General features: G+C 69.9%; 21 protein-coding genes and 1 pseudogene. 10 read left to right on the plus strand and 12 right to left on the minus strand.

Going from position 1 to position 25,220, the window contains the following annotated elements:
* Nucleotides 1-49 precede the first annotated feature (49 nt).
* Nucleotides 50-2,293: a transglycosylase domain-containing protein gene (locus ACFCV8_RS08725; RefSeq protein ID WP_376684569.1), complete on the minus strand. Its 2,244-nt coding sequence runs from the start codon at nt 2,291-2,293 to the stop codon at nt 50-52.
* 331 nt (nt 2,294-2,624) lie between these two features.
* Here ACFCV8_RS08725 and ACFCV8_RS08730 point away from each other — a divergent pair.
* Nucleotides 2,625-3,164 (plus strand): annotated as a pseudogene (locus ACFCV8_RS08730) (IS110 family transposase); the annotation flags it as partial.
* Here ACFCV8_RS08730 and ACFCV8_RS08735 read toward each other — a convergent pair.
* The gene (locus tag ACFCV8_RS08735; protein ID WP_376684570.1) at nt 3,151-3,504 is read right to left on the minus strand and encodes a hypothetical protein; all 354 of its coding nucleotides are present in this window, start codon (nt 3,502-3,504) and stop codon (nt 3,151-3,153) included. The pseudogene ACFCV8_RS08730 and the gene ACFCV8_RS08735 overlap by 14 nt on opposite strands.
* A 456-nt stretch (nt 3,505-3,960) precedes the next feature.
* On the opposite strand from ACFCV8_RS08735, the gene ACFCV8_RS08740 reads away from it, so the two are divergent.
* Nucleotides 3,961-4,311: a WhiB family transcriptional regulator gene (locus ACFCV8_RS08740; protein WP_366299087.1), complete on the plus strand. Its 351-nt coding sequence runs from the start codon at nt 3,961-3,963 to the stop codon at nt 4,309-4,311.
* 13 nt (nt 4,312-4,324) lie between these two features.
* On the opposite strand, the gene ACFCV8_RS08745 is transcribed toward ACFCV8_RS08740, so the two are convergent.
* Together ACFCV8_RS08745 and ACFCV8_RS08750 are read right to left on the minus strand one after the other, a co-directional pair.
* On the minus strand, nt 4,325-5,797 hold the full coding sequence (locus ACFCV8_RS08745) for an ArsA family ATPase (protein WP_376684571.1): 1,473 nt from the start codon (nt 5,795-5,797) through the stop codon (nt 4,325-4,327).
* Nucleotides 5,794-6,780: an ArsA family ATPase gene (locus tag ACFCV8_RS08750; RefSeq protein WP_376684572.1), complete on the minus strand. Its 987-nt coding sequence runs from the start codon at nt 6,778-6,780 to the stop codon at nt 5,794-5,796. The genes ACFCV8_RS08745 and ACFCV8_RS08750 overlap by 4 nt, the downstream gene beginning before the upstream one ends.
* Before the next feature lie 71 nt (nt 6,781-6,851).
* Between ACFCV8_RS08750 and ACFCV8_RS08755 the strand changes: the two genes are divergently transcribed.
* From ACFCV8_RS08755 to ACFCV8_RS08770, 4 genes are all read left to right on the plus strand, one after another.
* Nucleotides 6,852-7,010: a DUF4177 domain-containing protein gene (locus ACFCV8_RS08755; RefSeq protein WP_003967454.1), complete on the plus strand. Its 159-nt coding sequence runs from the start codon at nt 6,852-6,854 to the stop codon at nt 7,008-7,010.
* On the plus strand, nt 7,010-7,480 hold the full coding sequence (locus tag ACFCV8_RS08760) for a RidA family protein (protein ID WP_376684573.1): 471 nt from the start codon (nt 7,010-7,012) through the stop codon (nt 7,478-7,480). Before ACFCV8_RS08755 ends, ACFCV8_RS08760 begins: the two co-directional genes overlap by 1 nt.
* A gap of 141 nt (nt 7,481-7,621) precedes the next feature.
* Complete coding sequence (locus tag ACFCV8_RS08765) at nt 7,622-8,569, plus strand: NUDIX hydrolase (protein WP_376684574.1); 948 nt, start codon at nt 7,622-7,624, stop codon at nt 8,567-8,569.
* Nucleotides 8,566-9,396 (plus strand): MBL fold metallo-hydrolase, encoded by an 831-nt coding sequence (locus ACFCV8_RS08770; protein ID WP_376684575.1) that lies wholly within the window; start codon nt 8,566-8,568, stop codon nt 9,394-9,396. The genes ACFCV8_RS08765 and ACFCV8_RS08770 overlap by 4 nt, the downstream gene beginning before the upstream one ends.
* Before the next feature lie 129 nt (nt 9,397-9,525).
* Here the strand turns inward: ACFCV8_RS08770 and ACFCV8_RS08775 are convergent, their stop codons facing one another.
* Nucleotides 9,526-10,200 carry a Crp/Fnr family transcriptional regulator gene (locus ACFCV8_RS08775; protein WP_014046869.1) on the minus strand — a complete coding sequence of 225 codons (675 nt, stop codon included), beginning with the start codon at nt 10,198-10,200 and terminating at the stop codon, nt 9,526-9,528.
* Nucleotides 10,201-10,453: 253 nt separating this feature from the next.
* Here ACFCV8_RS08775 and nth point away from each other — a divergent pair, with 253 nt between their 5' ends.
* From nth to ACFCV8_RS08790, 3 genes are all read left to right on the plus strand, one after another.
* Entirely contained in the window at nt 10,454-11,434 is a 981-nt protein-coding gene (gene nth / locus ACFCV8_RS08780; RefSeq protein ID WP_376684576.1) for an endonuclease III, read from the plus strand.
* A gap of 96 nt (nt 11,435-11,530) precedes the next feature.
* Entirely contained in the window at nt 11,531-12,286 is a 756-nt protein-coding gene (locus ACFCV8_RS08785; protein WP_376684577.1) for an NUDIX hydrolase, read from the plus strand.
* An 88-nt stretch (nt 12,287-12,374) separates the two neighbouring features.
* Nucleotides 12,375-13,580: a MarP family serine protease gene (locus tag ACFCV8_RS08790; RefSeq protein WP_376684578.1), complete on the plus strand. Its 1,206-nt coding sequence runs from the start codon at nt 12,375-12,377 to the stop codon at nt 13,578-13,580.
* Between the two features lie 87 nt (nt 13,581-13,667).
* Here the strand turns inward: ACFCV8_RS08790 and ACFCV8_RS08795 are convergent, their stop codons facing one another.
* From ACFCV8_RS08795 to ACFCV8_RS08820, 6 genes are all read right to left on the minus strand, one after another.
* Nucleotides 13,668-13,871: a hypothetical protein gene (locus tag ACFCV8_RS08795; protein WP_376684579.1), complete on the minus strand. Its 204-nt coding sequence runs from the start codon at nt 13,869-13,871 to the stop codon at nt 13,668-13,670.
* 106 nt (nt 13,872-13,977) lie between these two features.
* A complete protein-coding gene (locus ACFCV8_RS08800; protein WP_376684580.1) occupies nt 13,978-15,030 on the minus strand; it encodes an alpha/beta fold hydrolase in 1,053 nt (350 codons plus the stop codon).
* Nucleotides 15,027-15,560 (minus strand): phage holin family protein, encoded by a 534-nt coding sequence (locus tag ACFCV8_RS08805; protein WP_376684581.1) that lies wholly within the window; start codon nt 15,558-15,560, stop codon nt 15,027-15,029. Before ACFCV8_RS08805 ends, ACFCV8_RS08800 begins: the two co-directional genes overlap by 4 nt.
* A 47-nt stretch (nt 15,561-15,607) precedes the next feature.
* Entirely contained in the window at nt 15,608-17,002 is a 1,395-nt protein-coding gene (nhaA, locus tag ACFCV8_RS08810) for a Na+/H+ antiporter NhaA (RefSeq protein WP_376684582.1), read from the minus strand.
* Between the two features lie 330 nt (nt 17,003-17,332).
* On the minus strand, nt 17,333-19,297 hold the full coding sequence (gene acs / locus ACFCV8_RS08815; protein ID WP_376684583.1) for an acetate--CoA ligase: 1,965 nt from the start codon (nt 19,295-19,297) through the stop codon (nt 17,333-17,335).
* A gap of 261 nt (nt 19,298-19,558) precedes the next feature.
* Nucleotides 19,559-22,426 (minus strand): SulP family inorganic anion transporter, encoded by a 2,868-nt coding sequence (locus ACFCV8_RS08820; RefSeq protein WP_376684584.1) that lies wholly within the window; start codon nt 22,424-22,426, stop codon nt 19,559-19,561.
* A 281-nt stretch (nt 22,427-22,707) separates the two neighbouring features.
* On the opposite strand from ACFCV8_RS08820, the gene ACFCV8_RS08825 reads away from it, so the two are divergent.
* The gene (locus tag ACFCV8_RS08825; RefSeq protein WP_376684585.1) at nt 22,708-24,042 is read left to right on the plus strand and encodes a hypothetical protein; all 1,335 of its coding nucleotides are present in this window, start codon (nt 22,708-22,710) and stop codon (nt 24,040-24,042) included.
* A 150-nt stretch (nt 24,043-24,192) separates the two neighbouring features.
* Here ACFCV8_RS08825 and ACFCV8_RS08830 read toward each other — a convergent pair whose 3' ends face one another.
* Nucleotides 24,193-25,188, minus strand: coding sequence for an ATP-binding protein (locus ACFCV8_RS08830; protein WP_376684586.1), 996 nt, complete (start codon nt 25,186-25,188; stop codon nt 24,193-24,195).
* Nucleotides 25,189-25,220 lie beyond the last annotated feature (32 nt).

Here is a 25,220-nt window from a genome sequence, read left to right on the forward strand (position 1 = left end):
CCGCCGGAAGGCCCCTGATTCCGTTCTACGGAGGTGCGGGCCGGGTGGCTCAGGGGCCCTGCGAGCCGCCGTCGGTCTGGCCGTGGCGGCCGCCGCCGTTGGCGCCGCCGTCCAGGTTCGGCGGGATGGTCATGCCCGGGAACGGATTCCCGTTGCCGGGCTTGCCGCCCCCGTTGCCGGGCCGGTTGTGGTCGCGGCCCCCGTTCCCGCCCTTGCCCTTGTCCGGGGTGTTCTTCTGCGGGTCGGGGATGTTCACCGTGTTGAAGGGCGGGGCGGCCACTCCGGAGAGGGCGCCCGTCATCGCGTCGCGCCAGATCGGTCCGGGGACCTGTCCGCCGTAGACCTTCTCCTGGTAGACGCCGCCGATGGTGATGTTCTCCATCCTGACGCCCTGGGTCGGGCTGCCGACCCAGACGGCGCCGGACATGTTCGGCGTGTACCCGACGAACCAGGCGTTCTTGCGGAAGTCGGTGGTACCCGTCTTGCCCGCGCTGTCGCGGCTCTGGAGCCCGGCCTGCTTACCCGTACCGGAGTCGATCACGCCGCGCAGCAGGGTGTTGACCGTGTCGGCGGTCGTCGGGGACATGGCCTGCGAGCAGGAGGTCTTGGGGACCGGGAGCGAGCGGCCGTTCGCCTTGCGGACCGACTGCACGGCGATCGGCGTGCAGTACGTGCCGCGGTTGGCGAACGTGGCGTACGCGCTGGCCATCGTCAGCGGGGACATGCCTTCCGTGCCGAGCGCGATGGCGGGGGTCTGCGGCAGCTTCGCGCCGTTGCCCTGGATCACGCCGAGCTTGTCCGTCAGCTGCGTCACCGGGCAGAGGCCGATGTCCTGCACCATCTGGATGAAGTAGGTGTTGACGGACTTCGCCATCGCCTCCTTCAGCGCGTACGGGCCGCGCTCCGACTCGTCCTCGTTCGGCACCGTCTCGCCGGTCGTGTTCACGTACGGCTTGTCGCAGGTCTGCACCGACGGGTACGGCATCTCGTACGGCGAGGAGTAGACCTGGGTGGCGGGCTTTCCCCGCTCGATGGCGGCCGCGGCGACGAACGGCTTGAACGTCGAACCGCTCGGGAAGCCGTAGTTCGAACCGCCCATGTCCTTGTTGACCGAGTAGTTGTACTGGGTCTCGTCGTTCCCGAAGCCGTACGGCTTGGACTGGCCCATGCCCATGATCCGGCCGGTTCCCGGCTGGACCAGGGTCACGGCCGTGGCGACCTTGTCCGACTTGTAGACGTGCTGGGCGATCGAGTCCTGCACCGACTGCTGGGACTGCGGGTCGAGCGTCGTGCGGATCGTGAGACCGCCCTGGTTCCAGAGCTTGGCCCGTTCCTCCTTGGTCTTGCCGTAGACCGGGTCGGTGAGGAAGACGTGGCGTACGTAGTCGCAGAAGAAACCGGCGCCGCTGGTCGCGGTGATGCAGCCGTTCTTCGGCTTCTTGATGTGCAGCTTGATCGGGGTCGCCTTCGCCTTGTCGGCGGCCTTCTGCGAGATGTTCCCGACGTCGGCCATGCGCTGGAGCACGATGTTGCGACGCTTGGTCGCCTCGGCCGCGTCATTGACCGGGTCGAAACGGCTCGGCGACTGCACCACACCGGCCAGCAGCGCGGACTCCTCCAGCGTCAGGTCCTTCGCCTGCTTGGAGAAGTAGCGCTGGGAGGCGGCCTCGATGCCGTAGGCCTGCTGCCCGAAGAAGGTGATGTTGAGGTAGTTCTCCAGGATCTTCTTCTTGCCGAGCTCCTCCTCGACCTGGATCGCGTACTTCAGCTCCTGGATCTTGCGGCCCATCGTCTGCTGGGTGGCCTGCGCGACCTTGTCTGGGTCGTCGCCCGCCTCCTCGACGAAGACGTTCTTCACGTACTGCTGGGTCAGCGTCGACGCGCCCTGCGCGGTGCCGCCCGACTGCACGTTGCGGTTCATCGCGCGCAGGATGCCCTTGAGGTCCACGGCCCCGTGCTTGTAGAAACGGGCGTCCTCGATCGCGACGATCGCCTGCTGCATGTACGGCGAGATGTCCTTCAGCGGGACCACCGTGCGGTCGCGCGAGTACACCGAGGCGATCAGGCCGCCCTTGCTGTCCAGGATCGTGGTGCGCTGGCTCAGCGGCGGAGTCTTCAGATTGGAGGGGATCTCGTCGAATCCCTCGACCGTCCCCTTGGTCGCGAGACCGAGTGCTCCGGCGGCCGGCAGCGCGATGCCCGCGAGGACAACTCCGGAGAGTGCGGCGACACCGAGGAACTTGGCGGCCTGCTGGGTCGTAGAGAGACCCCCGCCCGAGCGCTTCTTTGGCATGGGGGCAGCCTAATCCGTAGTTATGAGCGTTCCGTAGGAGCGGGTGCTTCTTGGAGCGTTCGAGTACCAGACCGTGACATCCAGGTGCAGCCGGGCCGTGGAGGCCTCAACGTAGATCGGTGCGCGGTCTGGCGCGAGTGGTGGCGATCACATGGGCGCCGGGCGGATGCCTTTTGAACACCAGTCGTCGATGTCTCCATGTAGAGCGGTGGCGTCCGGTGTCTCCGTGGTCGCCACCACAAGCAGTGTTGGCGCCCGTCGGCGCTGGACGTATGCCCAAAACTCACCTGGCATCGATGCCCTATTAAGAGAGCGGCGGCGTCCAGGGCCGCCGCTGGTCGAGGACGCGCTCGGCAAGCAGATGCTCGCCCTCCTCATCCAACTGGACGCGGCCTGCACCGCCGCCGACCAGCTCGCCGAAGCGGTGGAAGAGGCCTTCCCTCAGTACCCGGACGCCGAGATCCTGCTGAGCTTCCCCGGCCTCGGCACCCAGCTCGCCGCTCGCGTCCTGGCCGAGATCGGCGACGACCGCACCCGCTTCGCCGACGCCTGCGGCCTGAAGGCCTACGCCGGCTCCTCACCCATCACCCGTGCCTCCGGCAAGAAGTCCGCCATCACCAGACGCTGGGTGAAGAACGACCGGCTCAACCATGCCGGCTGCCTCTGGGCCTTCGCCTCCCTACGGGCATCCACCGGGGCCAACGCCCACTACCGGCGCCGCCGCGAACAAGGCGACTGGCATGCAGCCGCCCGGCGCAACCTCTTCAACCGCATGATCGGACAGCTCTGCCACTGCCTTCAGCAGGGCGAGCTTTTCGACGAGGAATCCCCGTTCCCAGGACTGCCTGAGCTCGCGGTCAGCGCGGCTTGACCGGCAGCAGCTCGTTCACCCAGGACGGCAGCTCGGGGTCATCCCGCCAGGCTGCCGTGATCGTGAGGAGGGCATCCCAAGACGCATCGGCAATGGGGCCAGGAACGCCGTTCTCAAACTCGTCATACAGCCGTCGGCACAGGTGGGACGTCACTTCGTAGAGGGCGCCGTTGACCTCCGCCACACGCGCCAGATCGGAACCCGGAGCGTGAGGCGGCTCCCCATTGAGACGGATGGTCGGAGCCGCGGCCGCATACGTCCGTCCGTGGACGAAGTCCCACAGCGCGACTACCTGCTCCCACGTCGGCAAGAAGCGCTGGGCAGGAGCCGATTCAGTCATGCCGCAAAGGCTATCCGCGAGGTCGTCGTTGTTCGAGGCCCCGACCCCGTCGACTTGACGGCATAGCAACGTGAGGTGTCTACGTTCTCATTCGCCGGACACACGTATATGCCTTGGCCTAAGCTGCTCCCAACTGTCACAGCAGTCCGGTCCCGCATCAACCCCCGTGCACAGCCCGGCCACGAACCAAGGCGCACCCGAATTCGCCTTGTGTGTCACCGAACGTCCGTTCTGAACCGGTGGAAGTGTCCCGGTTCGATCGGAGTCTTCTTATATGCCCTCGCCTCACTCCTCTGGGTGATCTGCCGTATACGCATAGTCCGTTCGGGCCATTCAAGATTGGGCCCGAAGGGGGTGTTGTGCTGTCGCCACCTTCCGTAACGTCCTCAACTGGCAGCGGTGAATATGCCGCTGCCGCCGTGGGGGAGCCTCGATTCGGGAGAGGACGGCGCCGTGATGGGCTGGGTAACCGACTGGAGTGCGCAGGCAGCCTGCCGCACTACCGATCCGGATGAACTGTTCGTACAAGGGGCAGCGCAGAACAGGGCCAAGGCGGTGTGCACCGGATGCCCGGTGCGGACCGAGTGCCTGGCCGATGCGCTGGACAATCGCGTCGAATTCGGCGTGTGGGGCGGGATGACCGAGCGGGAGCGCCGCGCACTGCTGCGCAGGCGTCCCACCGTCACGTCCTGGCGCCGGCTGCTGGAGACCGCGCGCAGCGAGTACGAGCAGTCGACGGGCATCCTGCCCGTGGCGATCGGGCTGGACGACGACGAACTGCACGCGAGGTACGCCGCGGTGGGATAGGACGAGCGGGCGGTTAAACAGCTCCGGCCGACGCGGAAGCGGAACCGGTCGCGAGCCGGTCGCCCACGGCCCGGAGTCCCTCCAGGTCGTGTACATCACCGGGAAGCGCGGCGACGTGGACGACCGCGACCTCGGGGTGCAGTGCGGTGAAGCGGTCACGCGTACGTTGTTCGCGCGCGACCACCTGCATGCGCTCGGCGTGCAGGCGCAGCAGGCCCGCGGTCAACTCCTCGATGCTCTCCGTGGTGTCGACGTTCTCCGCGTTCTCGTCGTGCTCGCTGTTGTCGGCGTGCTGGGTGTTCTTGGTGTGTTTGCTGTGCTTGTGGTTCTTGGTGTTCGCGTGCTCGGCGGGCTCAGGGGTCTCGGACGTGACTGTGGGGGCGACGGCGGCTTCGGGGGAGTGGGCCGACCGATCAGCCCGGTCACGATGTCCAGCCTTCCCGGCCGTCTGATCCACAATGCCGAATCCGTCAAGATTTTCTGCGGCGGCGAGGGCCTGCTCCGCGGAGAGCCGGGAGGCTTCGCTGCCCTGGACCCGGTTGAGCACCAGGCCGGCCAGCGGCATCTCCTCCGCGGCCAGCCGTTCCACGAAGTACGCCGCCTCGCGCAGCGCGTCCCGCTCGGGCGTCGCGACGACCAGGAACGCCGTACCGGGCGCCTGGAGCAGTCGGTAGGTGGCATCGGCCCGGGTGCGGAATCCGCCGAACATGGTGTCCATCGCCGCGACGAAGGTCTGTACGTCACGCAGGAACTGCCCGCCGAGCAGCTTGCCCAGGGTGCCCGTCATCATCGACATGCCGACGTTCAGGAACTTCATCCCGGCCCGGCCGCCCATCTTCGCCGGGGCCATCAGCAGCTTGATGAACTTCCCGTCGAGGAACGAGCCCAACCGTTTCGGCGCGTCCAGGAAGTCCAGTGCGGAGCGCGACGGAGGGGTGTCGACGATGATCAGGTCCCACTCGTTGCGCGCGCGCAGCTGCCCGAGCTTCTCCATCGCCATGTACTCCTGGGTGCCCGCGAAGCCGGCCGACAGCGACTGGTAGAAGGGGTTCTCCAGGATCGCGCGGGCCCGCTCGGCGTCCGCGTGCGCCTCGACGATCTCGTCGAAGGTCCGCTTCATGTCGAGCATCATGGCGTGGAGCTCTCCGGGGCCCGCGTCCTCGTCTCCGCCCCCGCCCCCGCTTCCGCCCCTGCCCTCGCCCGCATCCTCGCCCTTGATGCCCGGCACCCGGCGCGGGACGTTGTCCAGCGAATCGATGCCCATGGACTGCGCGAGCCTGCGGGCCGGGTCGATGGTCAGGACGACGACCTTGCGGCCGCGCTCGGCCGCCCGTACGCCGAGGGCCGCGGCGGTCGTGGTCTTGCCGACGCCGCCCGAGCCGCAGCAGACGACGATCCGGATGTCCGGATCGTCGAGCAGCGCGTCGGTGTCCAGGGCGGGAGCGGGGACGGGGGCGGCGGTGTCCGTGTCCTCGTGCTGTGTCATGCGTCCACCGCCTGTGCCGATTCGTCGGCCACGCCCTGTTTGCGGAGCTCGATCGCCAGTTCGTAGAGACCGGCCGGGTCCATCCCCTCGCCGATCAGCGGGAGTTCGTACCCGGGCAGCCCCAGCTCCCTGAGCACGGCGCGTTGTTCGCGTTCCAGCTCCACGCGCTGGGCGTGCTCGGCGGCCTGCTCGACCAGGGGACGTACGAGCGCGGCGGAGCCGGTCACTCCGGCCCGCGTCAGCGCCTTGGCGATCTCCTTGCGGCGGCCGGCCGCGGCGGTGCGCAGGGTTTCCTCGTCCATCAGATGGGGCCGCACCATGTTCACGATGACCCGGCCCACCGGCAGCTCGGCGGCGCGCAGCTCGGCGATGCCGTCGGCGGTCTCCTGGACCGGCATCTCCTCCAGCAGCGTCACCAGGTGGACGGCGGTCTCGGGGGACTTCAGCACCCGCATCACGGCCTGGGCCTGGTTGTGTATCGGGCCGATCCGGGCCAGCCCGGCCACCTCGTCGTTCACGTTGAGGAAGCGGGTGACGCGGCCGGTGGGCGGGGCGTCCATGATCACGTGGTCGTAGACGTACCGGTTCTGCTTGTCCTTGCGGCGTACGGCTTCGCAGGCCTTGCCGGTCAGCAGCACGTCGCGCACGCCGGGCGCGATCGTGGTGGCGAAGTCGATCGCGCCGAGCTTCTTGAGCGCCCGGCCCGCGCTGCCCAGCTTGTAGAACATCTGGAGGTAGTCGAGCAGGGCGCGCTCGGCGTCGATGGCGAGGGCGTACACCTCGCCGCCGCCCGGCGCGACGGCGATCTTGCGCTCCTCGTACGGAAGGGACTCCGTCTCGAAGAGCTGGGCGATGCCCTGCCTGCCCTCGACCTCCACGAGGAGGGTCCGCTTGCCCTCGGTCGCGAGGGCGAGCGCGAGGGCGGCGGCGACCGTGGTCTTACCGGTACCGCCCTTGCCGCTGACGACCTGGAACCTGCTCACGTATTCGAGCCTAACCAGTCGTGCCGCACGCTACGCACGAGGCCGTGCGTGCCAGGTATTACAGTCGGGCCATGACCAAGTGGGAATACGCGACCGTGCCCCTTCTCGTGCACGCGACCAAGCAGATTCTGGACACCTGGGGCGAGGACGGCTGGGAGCTGGTCCAGGTCGTTCCCGGCCCGAACAACCCCGAGCAGCTCGTGGCCTACCTGAAGCGGGAGAAGGCGTAGTGGCGGGCGCGGTCGAGGCGAAGCTCGCCGAGCTCGGGCTGACGCTGCCGGACGTGGTGCCTCCGCTGGCCTCGTACCAGCCGGCCGTGCGGTCCGGGGTGTACGTGTACACCTCAGGCCAGCTGCCGATGGTGGGCGGCAAGCTCGCGGTCACCGGCAAGGTCGGTGCGGAGGTCACGCCCGACGAGGCCAAGGACCTGGCGCGGACCTGCGCGCTCAACGCGCTGGCCGCCGTGAAGTCCGTCGCGGGCGACCTGGACCGGATCGCCCGGGTGGTGAAGGTGGTGGGCTTCGTGGCCTCCGCCTCCGACTTCACCGGGCAGCCGGCCGTGATCAACGGCGCCAGCGAGCTGCTGGGCGAGGTGCTCGGCGAGAAGGGCGTGCACGCGCGGAGCGCGGTGGGCGTCGCGGTGCTGCCGCTGGATGCGCCGGTCGAGGTCGAGATCCAGGTCGAGCTGACCGGAGCCTGAGGTTCGGGCCTTCGCTCTCTGTCGTTCCTGATCCCGCTGTTGTTCTTCGATCCCGTCCGGTCCCGGCGACCGGGCGGGATCATTCGTCCACGGGTTCGTGCACCTCTCGAACATCGGCGCGGTTCCGGATAGCCTCCGGCCATGTCCAATGGTCAGTGGTACCCACCGGAATGGCCCGACCGGATCCGGGCACTTGCCGCGGGTGAGCTGAGGCCCGGCACCCCGAAGCGGGCCGCCACCGTGATGCTGCTCCGGGACTCCGCAGCCGGTACGGGCAACGGCCCCGCCGTCCACATGCTGCGCCGCCGCACCTCCATGGCCTTCGCCGGAGGCGCCTACGCCTATCCGGGTGGCGGGGTCGACCCGCGCGACGACGACCGCCTGGTCGCCTGGGCCGGACCCGCGCTGGAGAGCTGGGCGGAGCGGCTGGGCGTCGAGACCCCGGCCGAGGCCCAGGCCATCGTGTGCGCCGCGGTCCGCGAGACCTACGAGGAAGCGGGCGTCCTGCTCGCCGGGGAGAGCGCCGGCACGGTGGTGGGCGACACCACGGGCGCCGACTGGGAGGCCGACCGGGCGGCGCTGGTCGCCCGGGAGCTGTCCTTCGCCGAGTTCCTCGACCGGCGGGGGCTGGTGCTCCGTTCCGACCTGCTGGGTGCCTGGGCGCGCTGGATCACCCCCGAATTCGAGCCCCGCCGCTACGACACGTGGTTCTTCGTCGCCGCGCTCCCCGAGGGCCAGCGCACCCGCAACGCCTCCACGGAGGCCGACCGCACGGTGTGGATCGCCCCGGGCGAGGCGGCCGACGGGTACGACCGGGGCGAGCTGCTGATGATGCCGCCGACCGTGGCCACGCTGCGGACGCTGAGGCCGTACGGGACGGCCGACGAGGCCCTGAGGGCCGCGGAGTCCCAGGACCTCACCCCCGTACTGGCACGGGCGAGGCTGGAGGGGGACGAGCTGGTGCTGAGCTGGCCGGGACACGACGAGTTCACCAAGCACATCAAGCACACCGAGCACAGCGGGCCCGCTGAGCACATCGGGCCCGCCGGGCACATACCGGGCGGCGGCGCGAGCGGTGGGGCCGGATGAGCGAGGCCGCGGCCCTTCCCGGGCAGCCGCGCGGCGGGGTCCTGTCCGGCCCCGCCACCAGCCGTACCGTGAACGTCCTCGCTCCCAACGCCTCGGCGATGACGCTGGACGGCACGAACACCTGGATCGTCGCGGAGCCCGATTCCGACCTGGCCGTCGTCATCGACCCGGGCCCGCTGGACGACGGGCACCTGCGGGCCGTGATCGACGCCGCCGAGCGATCCGGCCGCCGGGTCGCACTCACCCTGCTCACCCATGGGCACCCCGACCACGCGGAGGGCGCGGCGCGCTTCGCCGAGCTGACCCGGACCAAGGTGCGCGCCCTGGACCCGGCGCTGCGGCTGGGTGACGAGGGGCTGACCACCGGCGACGTGATCACGACCGGCGGCCTCGAGCTGCGGGTGGTACCGACCCCCGGCCACACCGCGGACTCGCTCTCCTTCCACCTGCCCGCCGACCGTGCGGTGCTGACCGGGGACACCGTCCTCGGTCGCGGTACGACGGTCGTCGCCCATCCGGACGGGCGGCTCGGCGACTACCTGGACTCGTTGCGGCGGCTGCGTTCGCTGACCGTCGACGACGGTGTGTGCACGGTGCTGCCGGGGCACGGGCCGGTGCTGGACGACGCGCAGGGCGCGATCGAGTTCTACCTCGCGCACCGCGCCCACCGGCTGGCTCAGGTGGAGTCGGCGGTCGAGGCCGGATACCGGACGGCGCCGGAGGTGGTGGCGCGGGTGTACGCGGATGTGGACCGCTCCCTGTGGCCCGCCGCGCAGCTCTCGGTGCTGGCACAGCTGGAGTACCTGGGCGAGCACGGGCTGGTCTGAGCCACGCGGGCCGGTGAGCCGGTGAGGCTGCCGGGGACCGCGGCGAGCGGACCGGGGCCGGCGGGCGGCCCGGAACACGCGTGAGGCCCCGCCGGGCGGCGGGGCCTCACGTACGGGCAGCGCGGGGTCCTAGCGGGACCGCTTCGCCAGGCGCTCCACGTCCAGCAGGATCACGGCACGGGCCTCCAGGCGCAGCCAGCCGCGTCCGGCGAAGTCGGCGAGTGCCTTGTTGACCGTCTCGCGGGAGGCACCGACCAGCTGGGCCAGCTCCTCCTGGGTCAGGTCGTGGACGACGTGGATGCCTTCCTCCGACTGGACGCCGAAGCGGCGCGACAGGTCGAGAAGGGCGCGGGCGACACGGCCCGGCACGTCGGAGAAGACCAGGTCGGACATCTGGTCGTTGGTCTTGCGCAGGCGGCGGGCGACGGCGCGCAGCAGGGCCGTGGCCACCTCGGGGCGGGCGTTCAGCCAGGGCTGCAGGTCACCGTGGCCGAGGCCGAGGAGCTTGACCTCGGTCAGCGCGGTGGCGGTGGCGGTACGCGGGCCCGGGTCGAAGAGCGACAGCTCACCGATCAGCTCGCCGGGGCCGAGGACCGCCAGCATGTTCTCGCGGCCGTCGGGGGAGGTGCGGTGGAGCTTCACCTTGCCCTCGGTGACCACGTAGAGGCGGTCGCCCGGGTCGCCCTCGTGGAAGAGCGCGTCACCGCGTGCGAGGGTCACCTCACTCATCGAGGCGCGGAGCTCCGCGGCCTGCTCATCATCGAGCGCCGCGAAAAGCGGGGCGCGCCGCAGAACGTCGTCCACGAATTCTCTCCTTGTCGGCCTGTACAGGGAACCGTGGTCCCCATCATGCCGGACGGTAAAACAGTGCGATCAATCACAAACCAGTTTGACGCACGGGCGTGCCGAACCGTGCGGCAGGGGGCCGATCGGGGGCGGATGCACGGTGACAGGGGCGGATGTCAGTGCGTGGCTCTAGGCTGGCCGGGTGTCCAAACCGCCGGTGAGAGCACAGGCCAAGGGGGCTGATGGGGTGTCGGGAGGACGTGATTCCGCTGTGGGCGAACAGGGCTCGATTCACCCGAGGAGAGCGATGAAAACCGGAGCGGGCAAGTCCGGAAGCGGAGCGGTGAAGGCTGGAGCGGTGAAGTCCACATCCGGCAGGGCGAAGTCCACAACCGGCACGGTGAAGGCCGGATCCGGAGCGGCGAAGAAGAACACCGGGACGTCCAAGGCCAGAACCGGGCAGGCCGCGGCAGGAGCCGGGCGGAAGCCGGAATCGCGGCTGGCAATGGTGCGCCGGGCCCGCCGCATCAACCGTGAGCTCGCCGAGCTCTACCCGTACGCCCACCCCGAGCTGGACTTCAGGAATCCCTTCGAGCTCCTGGTCGCCACGGTCCTCTCCGCCCAGACCACCGACCTGAGGGTCAACCAGACCACCCCCGCGCTCTTCGCCGCCTACCCCACCCCCGAGGACATGGCCGCCGCCGTCCCGGAGGAGATGGAGGAGCTGATCCGGCCGACCGGATTCTTCCGGGCCAAGACCAAGTCGCTGATAGGGCTCTCCGTGGCGCTCAGGGACCGCTTCGGAGGTGAGGTGCCGGGGCGGCTCGAAGATCTCGTCACGCTCCCCGGGGTCGGCCGCAAGACCGCCAATGTCGTGCTGGGCAATGCCTTCGGCGTTCCCGGGATCACCGTGGACACCCATTTCGGCAGGCTGGTCCGCCGCTGGCGGTGGACGGAGCAGGAGGATCCGGAGAAGGTCGAGGCCGAGATCGCCACGATCTTCCCCAAGAGCGAGTGGACGATGCTTTCGCACCGCGTCGTCTTCCACGGCCGCCGCATCTGCCACGCCCGCAAACCCGCCTGCGGTGCCTGCCCGATCGCCCCGCTCTGCCCCGCGTACGGCGAGGGCGAGACGGACCCCGAGAAGGCGCGGAAGCTGCTGAAGTACGAGATGGGCGGCCACCCGGGGCAGCGGCTCAGCCCGCCGGCCGACTACCCCGGCAAGCCCGCGCCGCCGCTCGGCGCCGGCTGACGGACGGGCCCCGGTCCCGCGCGTCTGGTTCCGGCCGGTGCGGGAGCGGCCGGAACGAAAAGCGTGACGACAGTCGTTGTGAGACGAGGGGTGCCTATGAAGACGCATGAACAGAGCACGGCGGCGAAGTCGGCCGCCGGCGGAGCCGCCGCCAACCGCGCCGCTGCCGCCGGTTCCGCCGCCGACGAGGTCACCGTCACGGCCGAGGGGCTGCCGGCCTGGCTCGATCCCGTCGCGCACGCGGCGCGGACGGTCCGGCCCGACGAGCTCAGCCGCTTCCTGCCGCCGGAGAGCGGTGTCGGGCGGCAGTCGGCCGTGCTCGTGCTCTTCGGCGAGGGCGAGCGCGGTCCGGAGCTGCTGCTCATGGAGCGCTCCGGCAGTCTGCGTTCGCACGCCGGGCAGCCGTCCTTCCCCGGCGGCTCCCTGGACCCGGAGGACGGTGACCAGACGACCACCGGGCCGCTCAGAGCTGCGCTGCGGGAGGCCAGGGAGGAGACCGGCCTCGATCCGCAGGGGGTCCAGATCTTCGGCGTACTGCCCCGGCTGTACATCCCGGTGAGCGGCTTCGTCGTGACGCCGGTCCTCGGCTGGTGGCGGTCGCCGAGCCCGGTCGGTGTCGTCGATCCGGGTGAGACCGCCCGGGTCTTCACCGTTCCCGTGGCAGATCTCACGGACCCGGCCAACCGGGCGACCGCGGTTCACCCGAGCGGGCACAGCGGCCCGGCGTTCCTGGTCGAATCAGCCCTGGTGTGGGGTTTCACGGCCGGGGTGATCGACCGCATCCTGCACTTCGCGGGCTGGGAGCGCCCCTGGGACGCGGCCAGGCAGGTGCCGCTCGACTGGCGTGCATGACAGGCTGACCCGTGCTGCGTCGTCCGGCCCCACCCGGACCCAGCCGAAGGGGAACGGGCCCGGTGACGAATCTGCGAGGCTATAGACGGTGAACGTGCTGGACATCCTGCTGCTGGCCGCCGCCGTATGGTTCGCGGTCATCGGCTACCGACAGGGTTTCGTCGTCGGCATCCTGTCGGTGATCGGCTTCCTGGGCGGCGGTCTCGTCGCCGTCTACCTGCTGCCGATCCTGTGGGACCAGTTGACGGACGGCTCCGAGGTCTCGTCGACGGCCGCCGTCGTCGCCGTCGTCATCGTGATCGTCTGCGCCTCGGTGGGCCAGGCGTTCACCACCCACCTGGGCAGCAAGCTGCGCCGGTACATCACCTGGTCGCCCGCGCGCGCACTCGACGCCACGGGCGGCGCCCTGGTCAACGTCGTCGCGATGCTGTTGGTCGCCTGGCTGATCGGCTCCGCGCTGGCCGGCACGTCCCTGCCGACGGTGGGCAAGGAGGTCCGCAGCTCATCGGTGCTGCTCGGGATCTCCCGGGTGGTGCCCAACCAGGCGTCCACCTGGTTCACGGACTTCTCCTCGGTCCTCGCGCAGAACGGCTTCCCGCAGGTCTTCAGCCCGTTCGCCAACGAACCGATCACCGAGGTCCGTGCCCCGGACCCGGCGCTGGTCGGCAGCCCCGTCGCGGCCCGTGCCCGGAAGTCCATCGTCAAGGTCGTCGGTACGGCCCCGAGCTGCGGCAAGGTCCTCGAAGGCACCGGCTTCGTCTTCTCCGACCGCCGGGTGATGACCAACGCCCATGTCGTCGGCGGCGTCGAGGAACCGACCGTCCAGATCGGCGGCCAGGGCCGGCTGTACGACGCGAAGGTCGTCCTGTACGACTGGCGCCGCGACATCGCCGTACTCGACGTACCGGACCTCGACGCGAAGCCGCTGAAGTTCGCCGACGCCGAGGGGGACGCCCGCAGCGGTGACAGCGCCATCGTCGCGGGCTTCCCGGAGAACGGCTCGTACGACGTACGGGCCGCACGCGTACGCGGCCGCATCGACGCCAAGGGTCCGGACATCTACCACCGCAGCACCGTCCGCCGCGATGTGTACTCCCTCTACGCGACGGTCCGTCAGGGCAACTCCGGCGGACCGCTGCTGACCCCCGAGGGTGATGTGTACGGCGTCGTCTTCGCCAAGTCGCTCGACGACCCCGAAACGGGCTACGCGCTGACGGCCGACGAGATCCGCCAGGACATCGAGCGCGGCCGGTCCGCCAACCAGCAGGTCGACAGCCAGGCGTGCGCACTCTGAGCCGCCTTCCCCCGCCGGGGCGGGGGAGAGAGCCGAGGTGACGTCCCGTCCGGCCGGTGAGCCCTCACCGGCCGGCCAGGACGGAGATCATCCGCGTGGATGGCGCAATCGCGCCGAGACCCAGCGGGCCCGACGGCGCAGAATGCGCGGAATGCCCAGCTGGGGATCGTGCAGACCATGCATATCGCGCACCCGGCCCTGCGGGCCGTCCCCCTCGTGAGTGCTCGGACCAGCCGTGGCGGTCGAGCGGCGGTTGCGTGCTGCATCACCGAATTCGTGCGTCCAGCCCATACCGGGACGTCTGCCCGTGCCCCATGGTCGGTAACCGCCCATCCGTCAGCCAATTGGCCTATGCGCCGGGCAATTGGCCGTTCGCCGGACAACTGCGCCCGTACGGCTACCGATCGGGCTCGGGATCCTTGAGCCAGCTGATGAGCTCCGCGGAGAAACCGATCGGGTCCTCCTCGTGCGGGAAGTGCCCGAGACCGTCGAAAAGTCGCCATCGGTACGGCGCTTCGACATACTCGCCGGAACCGGCCGAACTGCGCGTGCGGACCGCCGGATCGAGTGAGCCGTGCAGATGCAGCGTCGGTACCCGCACCGGAAGTTTCATCCGGCGGTTGAACTGGATCCCGTCCGGCCGGGCGAGGGACCGCACCATCCAGCGGTACGGCTCGATCGAGCAGTGCGCCGTCGACGGGATGCACATCGCGCGCCGGTAGACGTCCAGCGCCGCGTCGTCGGGAAAGTCCGGGGTGCGGGGACCGGCCCAGTCCCGGATCAGCCGGCCGACCAGGTCCGCGTCGTCCGCGACGAGCTGACGCTCCGGAACCCAGGGGCGCTGGAAGCCCCAGACGTACGAGCCGGCCCGCGTCTGCGCCGGGTCGGAGAGCATGGAGGAGCGCCAGCGGCGCGGGTGCGGCATCGACGAGACCACCAGACGGCGCACCAGCTTCGGGCGCATCACGGCGGCCGTCCAGGCGAGGTAGCCGCCCAGATCGTGGCCGACCAGGGCCGCGTCCGGCTCGCCGAGCGAGCGGATCACGCCGGTGACGTCGAGCGCCAGGTTGGCGGGGTCGTAACCCCTGGGAGTACGGTCGCTGCCGCCGACCCCGCGCAGGTCCATCGCCACGGCCCGGAAACCGGCGTCGGCCAGCGCGGTGAGCTGGTGGCGCCAGGTCCACCAGAACTGCGGGAAGCCGTGCAGCAGCAGCACCAGCGGCCCCTCGCCGAGCTCGGCGATGTGGAAACGGGCGCCATTGGCCGCCACGTCCCGGTGGGTCCAGGGGCCGTCGATCCGTACCGGCCCGCCGGAGCCGGCCGGCGCCGCCGGGGCGTCCGGGGCGTCCGGGGCGAAGGAGCCGGACGGGCCGTCGGGGCCGGGCGTGGCGCCGGGGCCCGGGCCGGGGCGGGGGCCGGGACCGGATGAGCTGGAATCGCGGACCGTCATGCAGACGAGCGTGCCACACCGGAGGGCTTGTCCTGGACCGGCGCCTTCTCCGTGCCGGTGCCCGTCAGCGTGCTGCCCGAGACGGCCGGACGGCGCGTACCGGCGGGCACGGCGGGCCGCGGGTGCGGCTTGACGCCCTGCAGCACGGCCGCCGTCTGCTTGGCCGAGGCGATGGACTTCTCCGGCGGCCTGACCTTCTTGAGCTTGGCGACGGCGAACAGCGCGAGCAGTACGGCCAAGAGGATGAAGACGCCCCACACGATCAGGAACGACCAGCCCAGCCCGGGCCCCAGGTGGTGGATTCCGTACGCCGCCGCGAAGCTCAGCACCGGGATCGAGAACAGGACGAGCACACCCGCGATGATGATCACCGCGCTGCCGGTGATGCCGCGCCTGACGTCCTGTCGTACCTCGGCCTTGGCCAGGGCGATCTCGTCGTGCACCAGTGCGGACATCTCGGCCGTCGCCGTGGCGACCAGCTGCCCGAGACTACGGTCGGTTTGGCCCGCGTTGTTGCCGGGGTCGCTCATCCCTGACTCCCTCTCCTGCTCTCCTGCTCAACACATCCGGTGTCAGATCATGCCGGACTGTCCGGCTTGCTGCTCGCTGCCCCCGCCAGTTCGGCAAGGCGCCGGTGCTCCGCCGCCTTCTTCTCGTGGATCGCGGCCATCCGCAGGTGGTACTCCGGGTCGTCCTGCTCGTACACGTCGGGTACCCCGTCCGCGTCCTCGTCGAGCTCCTCCGCCTCGTGGAGCATGCGGTACTTCCGTACCCGGAGTTTGAGCAGCACCGTGGCGAGGACGGCGGCCGTCAGCGAGCCGAACAGTACGGCGGCCTTGACCTCGTTGATGGTGTTCTGGTCCCCGGCGAAGGCCAGCTCGTCGATGAGCAGGGAGACGGTGAAGCCGATCCCCGCGAGGGTGGCGACCGCGAAGACGTCCGCCCAGGCCAGCTCCTTGTTCAGCTCCGCCTTGCTGAAGCGGGTGGCCAGCCACGTACCGCCGAAGATGCCCACGGTCTTGCCGACGACCAGGCCGAGGACGACCCCGAGCGTCTCGGGGCGGGTGAAGATGTGGGCCAGCGCGCCACCGGACAGGGCGACACCGGCGGAGAACAGCGCGAACAGCGGTACGGCGAGACCGGCCGACAGCGGGCGGATCAAATGCTCGATGCGCTCGCCGGGCGAGTGGGTCTCGCCGTCACGCGGGGTGCAGCGGAGCATCAGGCCCATGGCGACGCCGGCGATCGTGGCGTGGATGCCGCTGTTGTACATCAGGCCCCAGATCACCAGGGCGAGCGGCACGTAGACGTACCAGCCGCGCACGTTCCTGCGCAGCAGCAGGTAGAAGACGGCCAGGCCGGCGACGGCGCCGCCCAGGGCCATGAAGTTGATCTGCTCGGTGAAGAAGACCGCGATGATCAGGATCGCGAAGAGGTCGTCGACGACGGCGAGCGTCAGCAGGAAGGCACGCAGCGCGTTCGGCAGCGAGGTGCCGATGACCGCGAGCACGGCGAGTGCGAAGGCGATGTCGGTGGCGGTCGGCACGGCCCAGCCGCCCGTCGAACCTCCGCCGACCACGTTGACCAGGACGTATACGAGGGCCGGGACCGCCATTCCGCACAGTGCGGCGACGACCGGGAGGGCGGCCGCCTTGGGGTCGCGCAGTTCGCCCGCGACCAGCTCCCGCTTGAGCTCGACCCCCGCGACGAAGAAGAAGATCGCGAGCAGCCCGTCCGCCGCCCAGTGGGCCACGGAGAGGTTGAGGCCCAGCGATTCGGGCCCGAGGTGGAAATCGCTGACGGCGGAGTAACTGGAGCCGAAGGCGTTCGCCCACACCAGCGCGGCCACCGCGGCGACCAGGAGTATGACGCCGCCGACGGTCTCGGTGCGCAGGGCGTCGGCGAGGTAGTTCCGCTCAGGAAGGGAGAGCCGGCCGAGAAACGTACGGCGGCTGGGGGTGGGCGCGGCCACGGGCAAGGACCTCCGGGTCGGTTCGGCAGCGATGGCATGGCTGATGCACTTGCCGACCAGACTTCCCGGCACCCCTGTGGAGATTTTCTTATTCACTTGTTGGCGCGTCTGCCACTGTACCCGGGGTGCGCGGGGCTACACCCGATGATCTTCGCTTTGAGCGCCCGGGAAACGCCCGGGAAACGCCCGAGGGGCGTCCGGCGTGTCGCGGGACGCCCCTCGGGGAGGGCCGGGAGGGCGCGGTCGGTCCCTCGTCGGCTTCTCCGTGCTCGGAGCCGCTCAGTCCTTGGAGCCGCTCAGTGCTCGGAGCCGTTCAGTGCTCGGAGCCGTTCAGTCCTCGGAGGACGACGGCAGCTGGTTCTGGATGAGGTCCATGACCGAGGAGTCGGTGAGGGTCGTGACGTCCCCCAGCTCGCGGTTCTCGGCGACATCGCGCAGCAGACGCCGCATGATCTTGCCGGAGCGGGTCTTCGGCAGCTCGGCGACCGGCAGGATCCGCTTCGGCTTGGCGATCGGGCCGAGCGTGGCGCCGACGTGGTTGCGCAGCTCGGCGACGAGCTCGTCCGAGGATTCGGCCGAACCACGCAGTATCACGAAGGCCACGATGGACTGGCCGGTCGTCTCGTCGGCGGCGCCGACCACGGCAGCCTCGGCGACCGAGGGGTGCGAGACGAGCGCCGACTCGACCTCGGTGGTCGAGATGTTGTGCCCGGACACGAGCATCACGTCGTCGACCCGGCCGAGCAGCCAGATGTCGCCGTCCTCGTCCTTCTTGGCGCCGTCGCCCGCGAAGTACTTGCCCTCGAAGCGCGACCAGTAGGTGTCGATGAAGCGCTGGTCGTCGCCCCAGATGGTGCGGAGCATCGACGGCCACGGCTCGGTGAGGACGAGGTAGCCGCCCCCGCCGTTCGGAACCTCGTTGGCCTCGTCGTCGATGACGGTGGCCGCGATCCCGGGCAGGGCGCGCTGGGCGCTGCCCGGCTTGGTCTCCGTCACGCCCGGCAGCGGCGCGATCATCATCGCGCCGGTCTCGGTCTGCCACCAGGTGTCCACGATCGGGCACTTGTCGGCGCCGATGTGCTTGCGGTACCACATCCAGGCCTCGGGGTTGATCGGCTCACCGACCGAACCGAGAACCCGGAGGCTGCTCAGGTCGAACTTGGCGGGGATGTCGTCTCCCCACTTCATGAACGTGCGGATCGCGGTCGGCGCGGTGTAGAGGATCGTGACGCCGTACCTCTGCACGATCTCCCAGAAACGCCCCTGGTGCGGGGAGTCGGGAGTGCCCTCGTACATGACCTGCGTCGCGCCGTTGGCCAGCGGGCCGTAGACGATGTACGAGTGGCCGGTCACCCAGCCGATGTCGGCGGTGCACCAGAAGACATCGGTCTCCGGCTTGAGGTCGAAGACCGCGTTGTGGGTGTACGCGGCCTGGGTCAGGTAGCCGCCGGAGGTGTGCAGGATGCCCTTCGGCTTACCCGTGGTGCCGGAGGTGTAGAGGATGAAGAGCGGCTGCTCCGCCTCGAAGGCCTCGGGGGTGTGCTCGGCGGACTGGCGGCCGGTGATCTCGTGCCACCAGATGTCGCGGCCCTCGGTCCACGCGGTGTCCTGCCCGGTGCGCCGGACCACGACGACGTGCTCGACGCTGTCGATACGGGACACGGCGTCGTCCACGGCGGGCTTCAGCGCGGACGGCTTGCCGCGACGGTAGCCGCCGTCGGCGGTGATGACGACCTTGGCGTCCGCATCCTGGATACGGGCGGCGATGGCATCGGCGGAGAAGCCGCCGAAGACCACCGAGTGCGCGGCACCGATGCGGGCACAGGCCAGCATCGCGATGGCGGCCTCGGGGATCATCGGGAGGTAGACCGCGACCCGGTCGCCCTTGCCGACACCGAGCTCGGTGAGCGCGTTGGCGGCCCGGGAGACCTCTTCCTTGAGCTGTGCGTAGGTGATGGCGCGGCTGTCGCCGGGCTCGCCCTCGAAGTGGATGGCCACCCGGTCGCCGTTGCCGGCCTCGACGTGCCGGTCCACGCAGTTGTACGCGACGTTGAGCCTGCCGTCCGCGAACCACTTCGCGAAGGGCGGGTTGCTCCAGTCGAGCGTCTCGGTCGGCTCCGTGGCCCAGGTCAGGCGGCGGGCCTGCTCGGCCCAGAAGCCCAGCCGGTCCGCCTCGGCCTGCTCGTACGCCTCCGCCTTGACGTTGGCGTTCGCGGCCAGATCGGCAGGCGGTGCGAACCTCCGCTCCTCACGAAGCAGATTGGCCAGGCTTTCGTTGCTCACGACATCTCCCATTCCCAGGGTGTCCGTTGTGTCCCGGGCATAGCTCATCAGGCCAAAGGCCGGGTGACAAGGGGCTGCCCGGAAATGGTTTAGACCTGTGTCCCGTGAGATGCGTGCGTCGGACGCGCCTCATGTGCGGAGACATGGCCCTGCCGCCCGCGCTCCGTACGGCGTGATGCCGCGCGGTGTCACGTCGTACGGAGCGGCGCTACGTGGTGCGGTGCGATGCGGGGGCAGGACCACAAGGTCTCACGGACCGGAGGCGGTGGTGGTTCAGACGCCGCTGCGTTCTCGTTCGTCCGAACCGGTGGATCCGCCCGGCTTCATCGGCTTCGCCGGTTCTGCCGGTGCCGCCGGTCCCGCCGGCTCCACCGGGTCTGTCGGGCCCGTCGGGTCCACGCGGTCGAAGACCTCGTCGAGGTCCAGTCCGCTGCTCGCGCTCTCGGCCAGCAGGTACGCCTGTGCCTCGCCGACGTGGAAGTACATCCCGTGCAGCCGGAGCGTTCCCTCGGCGATCCGACGCGCCACCGATTCGTGTGCCCGCAAATGGTCCAGTTGCTGGACCACATTGGTGAGGCAGAGCTGCTCCAGCGCATCGGTCGGCAGCCGACCGGAGATCCTGGCCCAGGCGTGGTGTCGGGACGCCATCCGCTTCAGGCTCGGCAGCCCGTGTCTCAACCACCGCCACAGGGACGTGGGGGGAAGCTCCGCGTCGGGGCCCGCGCCGAGCAGCGCCTGCATCGCTCCGCAGCCGGAGTGCCCGCAGACGGTGATCGACTCCACCTTCAGCACGTCCACCGCGTACTCGATCGCCGCGCCCACCGAATGGTCGCCCGACCCGGCGTTCGGCAACGGCACCAGATTGCCGATGTTCCGCACGGTGAACAGATCACCGGGCCCGCTCGCCGTGATCATGCTGGTGACCAGGCGGGAGTCCGCACAGGTGATGAACAGCTGGGACGGACGCTGGCCCTCGACGGCCAGCCGGGCCAGCTCGTCGCGGACCAACGGAGCGGTGTTGCGCTGGAACGAACTGAGACCGCTGATCAGCCCATGGCCACCCGACCGGCGCTGAGCACCGGCCACGGTTTCGGCCTCGGCTACGACGCCGGTGCCGGAGCGGAGGTCGGCAGAGAGACCGACCTGGGCGGCGACGCGGGACGCGGCGTGGATATCGGCATCGGCATCGGTGGCGGTGGCGGCAGGGAGCGTGGGCGCTGGGCCGGCGGAGTGGTGGAGGGCGGTGAGAGCCGCGCCTTCGGCCGGGGCAGGGGGCGTCTCCGAGCCCCGGACCGGTCCGGGAGTCGTGCACGCGGCCGTGCCCGTCGTGGTGCCTGTCGTGGTGCCTGTCGTGGTGTCCGACGCGGTGGCCGGGTTGTGCAAGGGGACACCGGGGCCGTCGTGGCAGTGATGGTTGCGCCACGGCGTCCATGGGCGGCAACAGGAATGCGCCGCCGAGGTGGGCCCGGCGATCCGGCCACCGGACCGCCCGGTGAACACGACCCTGCCGCCATGGGCGGTCTGGGCGGTGCTCCAGTCCTGGATCGCCTCGTACGCCGCGTGGTCCATGAAGAAGCCGTCCAGCTCGACGACCACATCACCGTCCTGAGGCAGCCGCCCGAGCGTACGGCTGAGCCGGGGGACGGCGAGGAACGTGAGCTGCCCCCGTACGACGACCAGGTGCCGTTCGCCCTGATCGGTGACCGTGATCCGGGTTCTGCCCAACCGGTGCAGCGCGACCACGACCGCCACCGCGATGCCGATCGCCACCCCCTTGAGCACGCCGAAGAGGATCACGCCGGTGATCGTCGCCGCGTACACCAGGAATTCGCGGTGCCTATGGACGTTGCGGATATGGGCGAAGCTCACCATCTGGATGCCGACCATCATCACCAGCGCGGCGAGCGCGGCCAACGGGATCCACTCCAGCACCGTGACCAGCAACCCGGTGGCGAGCAGCACCCAGACGCCGTGCAGCACCGTGGAGGCCCGCGTCCTGGCCCCGGCGCGTACGTTCGCCGAGCTGCGCACCGCGCCACCGGACACGGCCAGCCCGCCCACCAGCCCGGACAGGACGTTGGCGATGCCCTGGGCGCGCAGCTCACGGTCCAGATCGGACCGTCTGACGGGCAACATGTGCGCGGTGGGCGGGGCAGGCGCACCGGGCGGGGCAGGCGCACCGGGCGAGGCGGAAGCGAGAGATGGGGCGGAACCGGCGGGCCGGGCGGAAGCGACGGGCCGGGCCGGTGATGAGGACGCGGCCGACAGCTTGTCCACCGCCACTGCCGCGAGCAGCGATTCCAGACTGGCCACCAGCATCATCGTGAACATGGCGGTGGCCAGAGCCAGCACCGGGCCCTGCGGCATCTCCGGCAGTGCGTGCGAGCGCCAGGACGGCAGGTCGACCCGGGCGACGCCGGGAGCGGCGACAGCGGCCACTGCCGTAGCTGTCACCACCGCGGCCAGGGCGGCCGGAGCCCGGCGTGCCCCTCTGCCGATCCGACCCGGAGCCCGGGGCCACAGCACCAGGACGGTGATGGTCAGCAGACCGATGAGCGGAGCGGCCGGGCTCACCCGGGCCAACTGATCGGGGAGCGCGAGGGCGTTGGCGACGGCCGAGCTCTGCGGTGAGCCGCCGAGCACGATGTGCAGTTGGGCCAGGGCGATCGCCACGCCGATGCCGGCGAGGGTGCCGTGGACGATGGCGGGGCTGACGGCGAGAGCGCTTCGCGCCGCCCGTAGCGAGCCCAGCAGGATCTGCAGGAGCCCGGCGCCGATGGTGATCGCGCAGGTGGTGCGCCAGCCGTAGATCTGGATCAGCTCGGCTGTGACGACCGTCAGGCCCGCGGACGGACCGCTGACCTGGAGAGGGGTGCCGCCGAGCAGTCCGGCGACGATGCCGCCGAGCGCGGCGGAGATGAGACCGGCCTCCAGTGGGGCGCCCATGGCGACGGCGAGGCCGAGCGACATGGGAACGGCGAGCAGGAAGACCGTGATCGACGCGGACAGATCGGAGCCCGCGATACGGAAGCGTCCGCCACCTGGTGGCGGCGGGCTGTGCGGTTGCTTGACTCCCGAGTCGCGTGGTGGGCGCGAGCTGCGGGACGTGCGGTCATGACGAGTGGGGACGCAAGCGGACATGTTCCCGTCTCCTCCGGGGCAGCGCGGTCGCGGAATGTGGGACGCGGCCGTGGGTCACGGCGTGCAGCGGCGGGATTTCTCAACTCTCAGTAAATAGATAGTAATGGAGAGTAAAGATCTGCGTCCATGCTTGAGCTCAAATATCCTATTCGATCACCCATTCGGGTGAATAAGCATCTTTTCATTCGGCCTGTCGTGCTGGTCTGCCGGAGTCATGTGCGAACTTGACCGCGCCGTGTCAGGACTTCGACGCAAATTACCTGCAGGGAAGAGGTGGGCTGATGATGGCCGCCACCACGGGAGCCGCCGCGAAGGAAACCGTTACGAGGAAGGGCTCCGCGAGGCGGATCGCCACCGGGCGGGTCGCGCTGGGCGCCGTGGCCGTCGCGCTGACCGCGGGCGTGGCCGGGTGCTCCGCCGGTACGGACGTCGGTCCCGGGGTGGGAGAACCCGGGGCGGGCGGACCTGAGGCGGCGAAGCAGGCCCCCGGCCCGAAGAAGCAGGCCCTGGGAGCCGCGCCCAACAGCGTGTTCCGGCTCATCGGTGACGGGTCCACCGCCTTCACCGGCGGCCAGCCGAAACAGCCCGCGGCCGTTCGCCTGGCACCCGGTCAGAAACCCCCGCAGTTCGTGGTGTTCTCCTGGGACGGCGCGGGTGAGGACAGTCAGAAACTGTTCTCCCGCTTCCGCGAGGTGGGCAAGAAATACCACGCGACCATGACGTATTTTCTCAGCGGCGTGTACATGCTCCCGAAGGGCAAACGAGAGCTGTACGACCCGCCGAAGCACAACGCGGGCAGCTCCGACATCGGTTTCAACGACACCGAGGGAATCCGCGACACGATCACCCAGGTCCGGGGGGCATGGGTCGACGGCAATGAGATCGGCACGCACTTCAACGGCCACTTCTGCGGCCCCGAAGGCGGCGGCACCTGGTCCGTCGATCAGTGGAGGAGCGAGATCAGCCAGGCCAAGTCCTTCGTGAAGAACTGGAAGTCCAACGACCCCGGTCTCACAGGTGAGAAACCACTCCCCTTCGACTACGACGAGGAACTCGTCGGCGGCCGCACCCCCTGCCTGGAAGGGCGGGAGAACATGGTGGCCGCAGCGCGGACGATGGGTTTCCGCTACGACTCCAGCGGGGTCGGCGATCAGGTCTGGCCGAAGAAGAGGGGCGGCGTCTGGGACCTCTCGATGCAGCTCGTCCCCGTACCGGGCCGCGCGTTCGAGACCCTCTCGATGGACTACAACTTCATGTTCAACCAGTCGGGCGTGACGCAGGGCGACCCGGGCATGCACGAATACTGGGGCAACCAGATGCGCGACGGCCTGCTCCAGGCATTCGACCGCGCCTACGACGGAAACCGCGCCCCGCTGATCATCGGCAACCACTTCGAGTCCTGGAACGGCGGGACCTACATGCGTGCCGCCGAGCAGACCATCGCAGCGGTCTGCACCAAGGAGGGCGTGCGCTGCGTGTCCTTCCGGCAACTGGCCGACTGGCTGGACGCGCAGGACCCGGCGACGCTGGCGAAGCTCGGCATGCTCGGCGTCGGTCAGGCCCCCGAGCGCGGATGGGCCGCGTTCCTCGGGGGTACGGAAAAGACCGGCCGCTAGCACGGGCAGCCAGCAGCCAGCAGCCAGCAGCCAGCAGCCAGCAGCCAGCAGCCAGAAGCCGGAAGTCAGAAGCCGGAAGTCAGAGGCCGGGAGTCAGGAGCCGGGCCCGCCGGCAGGCGGCTCGGGCGGACGCCGGCTCCCCTGCGGAACTCAGGCGGGCTGAGCGGCACCGTCCTGCGCGTATCGCTCGTCGAGGACGAAGGCGGGATCGACCTGGGCGGCCAGGTCGGCGCCCGTCTTCTCGTTCCCCCAGCTCTCCGCGTTCTTCAGGTGGAAGTGCACCATCTGCCGCGTGTAGCGCCCCCAGTCCCGCTGCCCGTACGAGTCCTCCGCGGCGTTCTGCAAGGCCTGGAGCGCCATCCGGTTCTCCGCCTCCAACAGTTCGAAACGGGAGGGGCGGCCCTTCTCCATCGCCCGTACCCAGTCGGAGTGTCCGACGGTGACCAGCAGGTCGTCGCCCACCTCGGAGCGGAGGAACTCCAGGTCGTCCTCGCCCTGCACCTTGTTGCCGATGACCTTCAGCGCGACCCCGAAGTCCCGCGCGTACTCCTTGTACTGGCGGTAGACGGAGACGCCCTTGCGGGTCGGTTCGGCGACCAGGAACGTCATGTCGAAGCGGGTGAACATCCCCGAGGCGAAGGAGTCCGAACCGGCTGTCATGTCGACGACCACGTAGTCGTCGGGGCCGTCGACGAGATGGTTGAGGCAGAGCTCGACCGCGCCGACCTTGGAGTGGTAGCACGCCACGCCCAGATCCGATTCGGTGAACGGGCCGGTGACCATCAGCCGGATCTCCCCGTCGTCCAGCCCGACCGTGCGCGCGCAGGCGTCGTAGACCGGGTTGTCCTCGCGGACCCGCAGGAGCCGTGAGCCCTCACCGGGTGGCGTCGTCTTGATCATCGTCTCGCTGGAGGCGATACGGGGATTGGTGCCGCGCAGGTAGTCCTTGATCAGCGGCAGATGCGCCCCCATGGCGGGCAGCGCGGTGGCCTCCTGGTCGTCGAGGCCGAGCGCGGCCCCGAGATGCTGGTTGATGTCGGCGTCCACTGCGACGACATGGGCCTCATTGGCTGCGAGATGGCGGATGAAGAGCGAGGACAGCGTCGTCTTGCCGCTGCCGCCCTTCCCGACGAAAGCGATCTTCATGTTCACCTAGGGTAGCGGGACAATCGCGGTCC

This window comes from Streptomyces sp. NPDC056347, from assembly GCF_042262625.1.
In the GTDB taxonomy this organism is placed as follows: domain Bacteria; phylum Actinomycetota; class Actinomycetes; order Streptomycetales; family Streptomycetaceae; genus Streptomyces.